The organism is Microthrixaceae bacterium (assembly GCA_023957975.1).
Lineage (GTDB): Bacteria > Actinomycetota > Acidimicrobiia > Acidimicrobiales > Microtrichaceae > JAMLGM01.
This window is the reverse complement of sequence record JAMLGM010000025.1, coordinates 1-1,765: the sequence shown is the minus strand read 5'-3', so window position 1 is coordinate 1,765 and position 1,765 is coordinate 1. Positions and strand designations below refer to the sequence as shown.

Here is a 1,765-nt window from a genome sequence, read left to right as displayed (position 1 = left end):
TGGACGAAATTACGCCGAGCGGCCGATCTTCCGGTGGTGTCGCGACTGTGGTGGAAATTCCGAGGCGGCGTAATCTCCGGGTGAACTGAACCCACCCAACGGCGGCTGGCACCGCCGAGGAGATCATGCCATGAACGAACATACCAAGACATCCGAGTTCGCGCTACCGGTCGACGGAGGCCCGCACGACCCGCTCGAGGATGAGGTGCGCCGGCGCGTGCGTGGCTTCATCGAGACGATCCTCGAAGAGGAACTGGAGGCCGCCCTCGGTCGCGGGCGCTATCAGCGTTCGGCCGAAAGCAAGCGTGGTCAGCGCAATGGCCACCGCGATCGGCAGGTGATCGGCACGTTCGGCCCCGAGACGGTGAAGGTGCCACGAGCGCGTCTGGTCGGCGATGACGGTCGAACCAGCGAATGGCGCTCGAAGAGCCTGCGGCGCTATCAGCGGCTCACGAAGAAGGCCGAAGCGCTGATCGCCTCGGTCTATCTTGCCGGGACGAACACCCGGCGGGTGAAGCGGGCGCTGTTCGGCCTGTTCGACGGGGCCGTCAGCAAGGACATCGTCAGCCGGGCCTGGCGGAAGGTGAAGACCGATTGGGAGGCGTGGTGCACCCGCGACCTCGCCGACGAGGACGTCGTCCGCCTGATCCTGGACGGCACGGTCGTGAAGGCCCGGATCGACCGCAAGGCCACGGCGATCTCGGTGCTCGCCGCGATCGGCGTGCGGCGGGACGGCCAGAAGGTGCTGCTGTCGATCCGCAACATGGGCGGCGAGAGCAAGGCGGCCTGGCGGATGTTCCTCGGCGACCTCGACGCCCGCGGCCTGCGGGCCCCCGATTTCGTCATCGTCGACGGTGCGCCCGGTCTCGAGGCCGCGTTGACCGAGCTGTGGCCGGCGGCGCCAGTCCAACGCTGCACGGTTCACAAGCACCGCAACCTGCTCGCCCACGCGCCCAAGAGCCTGCACGATGAACTGACGGAGGATTACCGCGACATGATCTACGCCGAGACGAAGGCCGAGGTCGGAAAGCACCGCCGGGCCTTCCTCCGGAAATGGCGGCTGAAGTGCAAGGCGGTGGCCGACAGCTTGGAAGAAGCCGGGGATCTGCTGTTCGCGTTCACCCGGCTTGATCCCGCACAATGGAAATCCGCCCGGACAACGAATGCGATCGAGCGGCTGAACGAGGAGTTCCGGCGACGCATCAAGACCCAGACGGTCCTTCCCAATGCCGAGACCGCGCCCATGCTGTTTTGGGCGCTACTCGCGTCCGGCCAGATCGTCATGCGGAAAGTCGACGGATGGGAAACGCTCGATCAACCCCTCGCTGCTAAAACCGTTGACCTCGCCGCCTGAAACGGCCAACTATCACCCCGCCCGGAGGACGCCGCCCGGCAATTTCCACCACATATGCGACACCACCGCTACGGGCGGCATCCTTCAGCTCAACGTGAGAGCTACCGTAGATGCCGGTTTGACTTCGACCCGTGTGTCAGGGCGACTTTTTCAGCAGCCTGCTAGATGTTGGCGGCAGCCGGCCGAGAGGGTCACCGGACCGGCTTGGGTCTGCTCGATCAGCCTGTCGCCTCGGGCAATCTGTCGATGGCAACGCCGCTCAAGGGTCTCCAGCGCCATGTATCCAGCCAGCCGAACGGTCGGGTCATCGCTCTCGGCACCAAGGGCCGCGCTGCGACCAATCGGTTGACGACGTCGGCGTTGCGAAAGATGCTGCCCGCGTCTGTCGCGAAAGAACCAACGCTTTGCTAC

The 1,765-nt window shown here is 65.4% G+C and carries 2 protein-coding genes; both read left to right on the top strand.

Features of this window, described 5'->3' with window-relative positions:
• Nucleotides 1–130: 130 nt before the first annotated feature.
• Nucleotides 131–1,354, top strand: coding sequence for an IS256 family transposase (locus M9952_16540; protein ID MCO5314533.1), 1,224 nt, complete (start codon nucleotides 131–133; stop codon nucleotides 1,352–1,354).
• A 204-nt stretch (nucleotides 1,355–1,558) separates the two neighbouring features.
• On the top strand, nucleotides 1,559–1,765 hold a 207-nt coding region (locus tag M9952_16535), incomplete at its 3' end, for a hypothetical protein (protein ID MCO5314532.1).

Bases quoted from the DNA above. Each gene is read 5' to 3' on its own strand.
- M9952_16540 (MCO5314533.1), top strand. From the start codon at position 131: ATGAACGAACATACCAAGACATCCGAGTTCGCGCTACCGGTCGACGGA.